This window comes from Planococcus sp. ANT_H30, from assembly GCF_008369335.1.
Lineage (GTDB): Bacteria > Bacillota > Bacilli > Bacillales_A > Planococcaceae > Planococcus > Planococcus kocurii.
The window spans coordinates 101,215-108,722 of the sequence record NZ_VOBJ01000010.1 but is presented as its reverse complement, the minus strand read 5'-3'; the positions used below and the strand labels follow the sequence as shown (position 1 = coordinate 108,722).

General features: G+C 37.2%; 4 protein-coding genes and 1 other annotated feature (1 of these 5 running past the window's edge). Of the genes, 3 read left to right on the top strand and 1 reads right to left on the bottom strand.

The genetic code is table 11. From position 1 onward, the window contains the following. The first annotated feature begins 264 nt into the window (after positions 1–264). From FQ085_RS16190 to FQ085_RS16180, 3 genes are all read left to right on the top strand, one after another. Positions 265–1,194 (top strand): aminoglycoside phosphotransferase family protein, encoded by a 930-nt coding sequence (locus FQ085_RS16190; protein WP_149457152.1) that lies wholly within the window; start codon positions 265–267, stop codon positions 1,192–1,194. 622 nt (positions 1,195–1,816) lie between these two features. Beyond that, on the top strand, positions 1,817–3,406 hold the full coding sequence (locus tag FQ085_RS16185) for a sensor domain-containing diguanylate cyclase (protein ID WP_071154055.1): 1,590 nt from the start codon (positions 1,817–1,819) through the stop codon (positions 3,404–3,406). Between the two features lie 991 nt (positions 3,407–4,397). Continuing rightward, entirely contained in the window at positions 4,398–6,038 is a 1,641-nt protein-coding gene (locus FQ085_RS16180) for a thiamine pyrophosphate-binding protein (protein ID WP_149457151.1), read from the top strand. 302 nt (positions 6,039–6,340) lie between these two features. On the opposite strand, the gene FQ085_RS16175 is transcribed toward FQ085_RS16180, so the two are convergent. Beyond that, positions 6,341–6,937, bottom strand: a complete 597-nt coding sequence (locus FQ085_RS16175) for a hypothetical protein (protein WP_058385420.1) — start codon at positions 6,935–6,937, stop codon at positions 6,341–6,343. 413 nt (positions 6,938–7,350) lie between these two features. Further along, positions 7,351–7,508: a binding site (T-box leader), on the top strand (it continues 55 nt past the right edge of the window).

Sequence of the window (7,508 nt, the reverse complement as noted above, 5' to 3'; positions counted from 1 at the left end):
GCGGAGAAATGCCTTCATTACTGTTCTGTGATTGTCGATTTCAATTTTATTCCAGTTGATCTTTGGTTTTGTGTTGTCAAAATTCCTTATAGTTAGCGCTTGACTTATTTCACATTAAACGCTGTGTAACTTGCATAATAACTTTTGAACTGTCGTTTCTAAATTTTCTGCTTATTGGTAATATAATCATATACATATTCGAATAAGATAAATGCTGGAAACAGTCCACGTGAAAAAGACTAAACTGAAAGCAGGCAGAATTTAATGAAAGCTAAAACAATTGCAAAGAATTTTGGTTTTGAATTAGAAGAAGAGCCAATCAGTATCTATCCGTTCTCGCCAGTTTACCGGCTAAAAAGACCTGAAGGCGACTTTATCGTCAAAAAAACGCAACATCCAATTCAGAAAGCGAATCGTCTCATGAAGTATACAAAAACAATAAACAAACAAGGCATTGAGGTGATTATTCCAGCAAAGATTCCTGTAGAAAACCCGAGGACTTTCGACGAAGAAACCTACGTTGTTTATCCGTTTATTCATGGAGAGTCTTATGTAGGGAAGGATTGGGAAATCCAAGAAGCAGGAAGGTTGCTTGGAAGAATTCACGCGCTATCTCCTGTTAATAATGAATTTGAACTGGATATCTACAATGTATTTGATTTCACGGAAGAGGAAGTCACAGAGAGCTTCCAGTACATTGTGCAAAATGCAGCTCCACACGGCATCACGATAAATCCAAAATTAGAAGTCCGGCTTCTGCAAGCGGTTCGTCAACAGGCAGAGCTGAAGCAAGCAGACCTTATTTCCGTTGCAACACCGCATGATTTTAAAGCGAATAACCTTGTCTATACGCCAAAGCCTTATTTGATTGATCCGGATAATGCTGGATGGATTCCGCGAATTTTTGATTTGGCGCTGGTCCTGTTGTTATTTCACAATGAACTGGTCTCTGCGCCAGATCGACCTTTTACAAAACAGCAGTGGCACCTGTTTTTACTAGGGTACGGGGAATTTGTGATCCTATCTCAAGTGGAGAAAGCGAATTGGCTAAAAGCACTGGAACATGTTTTCCTTGATGAAGTCATGTGGCTAATGGCAGATGTGGAAGAAGATTGGCAGAATTCAGTACAACGCACGTTGTTTGAAAATCTTATCCAGTTGTTCTTAGATTTTGAAGAGTACAGTTTAACTTGAGTAATATGGAGTTAATTGAAGAAATAACTAGGTTTTGAATGTACCATAAGTCTAATTAAGATATATTCAAGACCCTTACTCTAAAGAAGTCAGAAGTACTTCGAAAGAAAATGGATTTATTAGGGGGAGTAATCCCTTCAAAAGATGCATTTTAAGAATTTAAAACTGTATTTTTGAATGGATGAAATTTAACATATCGCAGCTTATTGAAAGCTGTGTAAATAAGAGAGGAGAGAAGAGGTATTTCAAAGCACCTCTTTTTTCTCTTTTCTTAAAAAGTAATCATATACTAAAATCCCTTTTTAGATATGAGAAAAGAATATTTAAGATATTGAGGTAAATAATGGTATAATTACCTTGAAGTATAAGGGGATATTCACCATGTGTAAATCAAGACTAGTACATGAAAATAATAGAAATGTATGTTGAAAAATGCGCATAAAATTTCTCGTGGACTACAAAAAAGAAAAGAAAGACCTTTTGGTGTCGGATGAAATTATCATGACCAATTCACGGAAAAGTGGACTTCTTTAGGACGTATTTTTTAACAGCTATTTTTCGCTCTCAATAAAACTACGTCTTTTTAAATAATTATTTTATAGGTTATTAAGGAGTATATTAAATGAGAAAAACTTTCACTACTCGAAAAGTAAGTTTAGCAACGTTGTTATCTTTACTTGTCTCCGTTTCTGTGATATCAACTCTTTTGATTCTTACGATTTCGACTTATCATTCGAATAAAGAGTCCTTAACATCAACTTACTTGGCGCTTAATTTTTCCAAGGCTAAAAAGATGAGCCATTCTGTCGACTCATTATTTATTTCGATGAGAACCCATTTAGAATCTACCGCAGAGTTTTTGGAAGACCATGAGGAGATGACTGATCCAGAAATCCAGGAGCAACTAGAGCTTTTAAGAGTCAGCAGTGGCTATTTCAACTCTTTATCGTGGGTTGATGAAACGGGAGTTATCCGAGTTAACAGTCCAGGGGGCATTGGATTGCAAGGAACAAAAATAACCTCTGGTGTTACTAAAGATGTCTTAGATGCACGAGTGCCCATGCTGACTAAACCTTATGTGGGTCCCTCGAATCAGCTACTAGTTTTGATGAGTCAACCCATCTATTCGAATAATGGAACTTATAGAGGGATGATCGGAGGAACCATTTATCTTCAAAAAGAAAATGCCTTGAATCAGATTCTTGATAATGAGGCGAGTGATACTAGTGGTTCCCACTACTATGTTGTTGGCCCCAACGGAATATTGTTGTTTCATCCACAAAGCCAGCGGATTGGTGAAAATTTTTATGAACATTCACTGGTACGTAAAATAGCAGAGGGAAAAAGTGGAACAGAGATTGCGGAAAATGCCATAGGAGTTTCCATGCTATCAGCTTATAGTTATGTTCCAGAAGCAGGATGGGGAATTGTGCAGCAAACTCCGTATTCATTTGTTGAGAATTTACTGCTAACTGAGCTCCGGCAATTGCTAATGAAGGTGTTGGTGCCGTTTTTGTTTTTGCTTCTGTTGTCAATCTTGATCGCGCGAAAGTTAGCAGCTCCTTTTAATCGACTGGGCACTCTCGTAAATCGATTAGCTGAAGGAAAACCGATTTTCCAATCGGAAAAGGAAGTTCTGACAGAAGCTCATTGGAACCGGGAAGCGGACCTGTTAACCAAAAGTGTGGGTTTGGCTTTTGAAACAATCGAAAAAAATAATCTGCAACTCACTCAATCTGCACAGACCGACTCGTTGACAGGACTACTGAACCGGAGAAATCTGGACGAAGTTTTAAGCATCTGGTCAGCGGAAAGCCGGTTGTTCTCTCTACTGGTGCTGGATATCGATCACTTCAAGTCCGTTAATGACACGTATGGACATCAAGTGGGAGACAAGGTTTTAAAAATGATGGCCGAAACACTTTGTACAGTTGTAAGAAAAAATGATGTTTGTTTTCGATATGGAGGAGAAGAGTTTGTTATACTTCTTCCCCATACCGATTCTCAAAGTGCTTATAATGTGGCAGAAAAGATTAGGGGAAAAGTTGAAAAGACCAACTACATACCTAATAAAACCATTACAGTATCTATTGGAATTTCAGAATATCCAGCACAAACAAATTCGGTAACCGAAATTTTCGGGTTCGCGGATTCGGCATTGTTTACATCAAAGGTCGCAGGAAGAAACCGAATTACGATTTACTCAAGTTAAGCGAAATTCACTTATCCTTGTTAACCTTTTATAATCCGATTTGTAAAAAAAGTGTTCATCCTATTTTGTTACTGAATGGCAATCAAGGCTAAAGTATTAATCATACAGTTTTTGAAGAAATAACTGAGGATTTAATTCGATGGGTGGAAGAACATTTTGAGCAATAAGAAAGAAACTCAAATAAGAGCTTCTCAGATTGCAGACAAATGAATTTTTATGTTAGTTAAAGAATAAATAGTCGATTCATCTTGGGGATACAGGATTCTGCGTTCCATGCGGACGCTTTCCGCGGACAAGTCTTTGCGACGAAGCTAGCGCAGCGATACAGGAGCATCTCTTTGCTCTTCGCCGCATTGCACTCCGAATCCTTGAGAGAGTATTGATTAAAAGCAGATTCGTTGGTTACTCTCGCTAATCTGAGTCACATGCTGACAACCGGTTAAATTATACATTATTATTCATTTTTATAGACTTTGTCTACAGTCTGAGAAGCTCAAATAAGAGCTTTTTCTTTTTGTATGAATGAATCTGGACTACTATTATTTACTGAGATTTTCTTTTTAATACTGTATATTCCTCTAATGGAATTTATGGTAAACTTTACATAAATGAATTTTCTAAATTAAAAGTAATTAAAGTGGCGAGGAGGTTTTATGCTGGAACACACATCTTAAAAAAGACGTAAGAGCAGAAAAAGGTATCGCCAGTTACGGGCATTACAACGAAGAATATCCTTTTAGTAATAGGAATGCAGAACAAGAAGATTCATCAGAATTTTTTGGTTTAAAAAAGATACGAATTTTTTAGATACCAATAACAATTGAATGATGAGTTGTTATCGTTTCGATTAGCTTCCAGAAGGCATTGAGACGAACGAATAACAAAATGTAATAGTTAAAAACTGTGGCACATTCAGAGTGCTACTTCAGCAGGCTGATAAAATTAAAAGTATTTACAGTATCTATCAATGTTTATGGAGAGTAGGTTTGGTATGAAAGCGGTTCGTAATGTTTTGGAATTTTTAGAGGAAAATGGTGTTAAGTACGTATTTGGAATACCAGCAGGTTCGGTCAATGCTTTTTATGATCAGCTTTTAGATTTTCCAGAAATCACTCCAATTGTCACAAAACACGAAGGGGCTGCCTCTTATATGGCAGCATCTTATGCAAAATATTCTCAGCAGCTGAGTGTGTGCATCGGCAGTAGTGGCCCCGGAGGCACTAATTTATTGACAGGAGCTGCGAATGCAATGCGGGAGCATTTGCCCATTCTGTTTCTTACTGGGGCAGTGCCGGTCAGCACAATGGGACTAAATGCTTCACAAGAACTCGATGCTCAGGCACTCTTTCAACCTATAACCAAGTATAGTGTTACGGTTTTGGATTCAGCGAATTTATTGGATGAGATTGTAAAAGCGACACAAATTGCCCTTTCTGGTATACCCGGACCGGTTCATGTTGCGATGCCAATAGATGTGCAAATGGGGAATGTCGAAAAACTTCCTATACCAAAGATAGAAATAGAGCGACATCCACCTATAGATGCGACATTAGTCAAACAAGTAGCTGATCATTTGCTGCAGAAGAAAAAAGGCTTTATCTTTGCGGGACAAGGCGTACGTAATTCGGTAGCGCAAGTACTAGAACTTGCAGAATTGCTCAATTGGCCAATTGTTGCAACACCTGTGGCAAAAGGGCTTTTCCGAGAAGACCACCCTTTATTTTCTGGAGTGTTTGGTTTCGCCGGAAAAGATGATACGTCTTTGTTAGTGAATGAGGGAGATGCAGAAACACTACTTGTTCTGGGATCAAGTTTAGGTGAAACAGCGACAAGTAATTATAACCCAAATCTGGCAAAAGACCGATTCGTCATTCAAATTGATTTTGATTCTACCGTTTTTAACCGAAAGTATCCGGTTGATGTTCCAATACATGGAGATATGTCAGAGGGTTTAACTAAACTAATTGAAGAACTCAAAGCAAGAGGACTAGAGCGACCGACAACTGTGAAGGCAATTGGACGAGAGTCATCCGCTGATACAGAAGAGGAATTTAATACAAAGAATGTCTTACGGAAGTTACAGGAATTCTTACCAACTTCTACTCGATATACGATAGATATCGGAGAATTTATGGCTTATGTAATCCATGACATGGAAGTGTTGGAGGAAGACACGTTCGATATCAACGTACATTTTGGTGCAATGGGAAGCGGATTAAGCGCAGCAATTGGCTCGAAACTTGCTGAACCCAATCGACCGGTAGTTGCCATCACAGGAGATGGTTGCTTCTTTATGCACGGGATGGAAATTTTAACTGCGAAAGAATATAAATTGCCTATTTTGTTCGTCGTAATGAATAATGCGCGTTTAGGGATGGTATATCAGGGACATACGTTGCAATACAAGCGTTCACATCCATCCTTTGAACAAGAACCCGTCAATATTGCAGCAATGGCTGAAGCATTAAATATCCCGAATTTCCGTGTAGATAGCTTTGAAGATTTATCTCAAAATGTGTTAAATGCATTAACTTATTTAAACGGTCCAGCAATTTTAGAGGTTGCATTGGTTGATAACAACATCCCGCCAATGGGAGATCGAGTTAAATTTCTTTCTTCTTTTGGGAAGTAGGAAAGAAATTGCTATTGATAAACTGATTTCTAAAAGGTTACTGTTTAAAAAGAGAGGCCATTTAAGCTTCAGTAAACGTAATATCATTAAGAAAATAGCGTAGGCGATATTGAAGAAATGAAGTTTATCAAAAGGCTATGCCTTATTTGAAAATCTATAGAAATAGAATAAACGCCACAGCTCACTTTGTCATAGAGCTGTGGCGTTTATGGATTAAAGCGTATACGAAGTGATTTTTACTAGGATGTACACTTGTCTAGTAAGAGCTTAAGCATTTTCTCAAGAGAAAGACGCTTATATCTTTATTTTTTAAATTCAGCTTTAAGAAGGTAGACAAGATCATATTGTGCTAGTTCATCTATGTGATTTTCAACATCGTTAAAAAAATCAGTAGATAGACTACTTATAACTTGATCATTTGAATAACTAATATTAGCTAATACCAACTCATCGTCAATCGACTTTTTTTCACCTTCAAGTTGTCCCCAAACACTTGCCATATCAACCAAATCTTCTGGATTAATTTCTATATTACTTACGGAACCTGTATGACCGTTACTACTAATTCCAATATTAAACGTCTGTTTTTCACCATCGTTCTCTAGTTTGGAGGTTGCAAAAATAATAGTACCGTTACCCTCTGCCTCTGCAGATAGAGAACCAACTATCTCCTCAATCAATGTACCTGATTGGTATTTTTCAACCCATACAGATACCTCTTTGTATTCACTATTAATACTGAAATCGAAAACAAATGATTTATCTGAAGTAGTTGTCAATATCGCACGTTCTTTCTCTGTTAATTCAACAGCAGAAATAGAGTTTGATTTTTCAACATCATTTGCACAGGCGCTCAAAAAAACGAACGACAGTGCGAGAAGTGTAGTTACTCTTTTCATTTAATGCCTCCTTTTATCTATCTATTCTATTATCTGTTTATAGTCTAGTTGTGTTGAAGAAACTAACTGAATATTTTTATTATATCGCAAGAAATAGATTTTGACTGATGATTTGCTGGAAATTCATCTTTTTACAAGTTTTGTATTGGTTAATCATTAGTTTTAACGAGTCTATATAAAGAAACAGTATGATAAAAGCTAATCTATGAGAAGAGAAAGCTATTATTCTTCTCATCTCAAAGCCAGAGTAGTCGAAACTAGTCAAGGACAATCTGGAAATTTGCAGAAGGCAAAAGCAACTAAAAAAGCTTCCTTTTTACTGAGTTAGCTATTTGAAAGTAATAATAAATAGGGTCTGTTCTTTAAGGAGTTTGACTTAAGGAAATTAGTAGGGTATGCTAATTGAAAAATATGTAAATTCTATGATGAAGAGAGTAGTTGTAATTAGATCCACTAGCGAGTCAGGGATGGTGAAAGCCTGATAGGTTCTATTACGATGAAGCGCACTTCTAAGAAACTGCCTGAATAATTTAGTAGGGTATTGTCGGGATATCCCGTTATCATGTTGAGC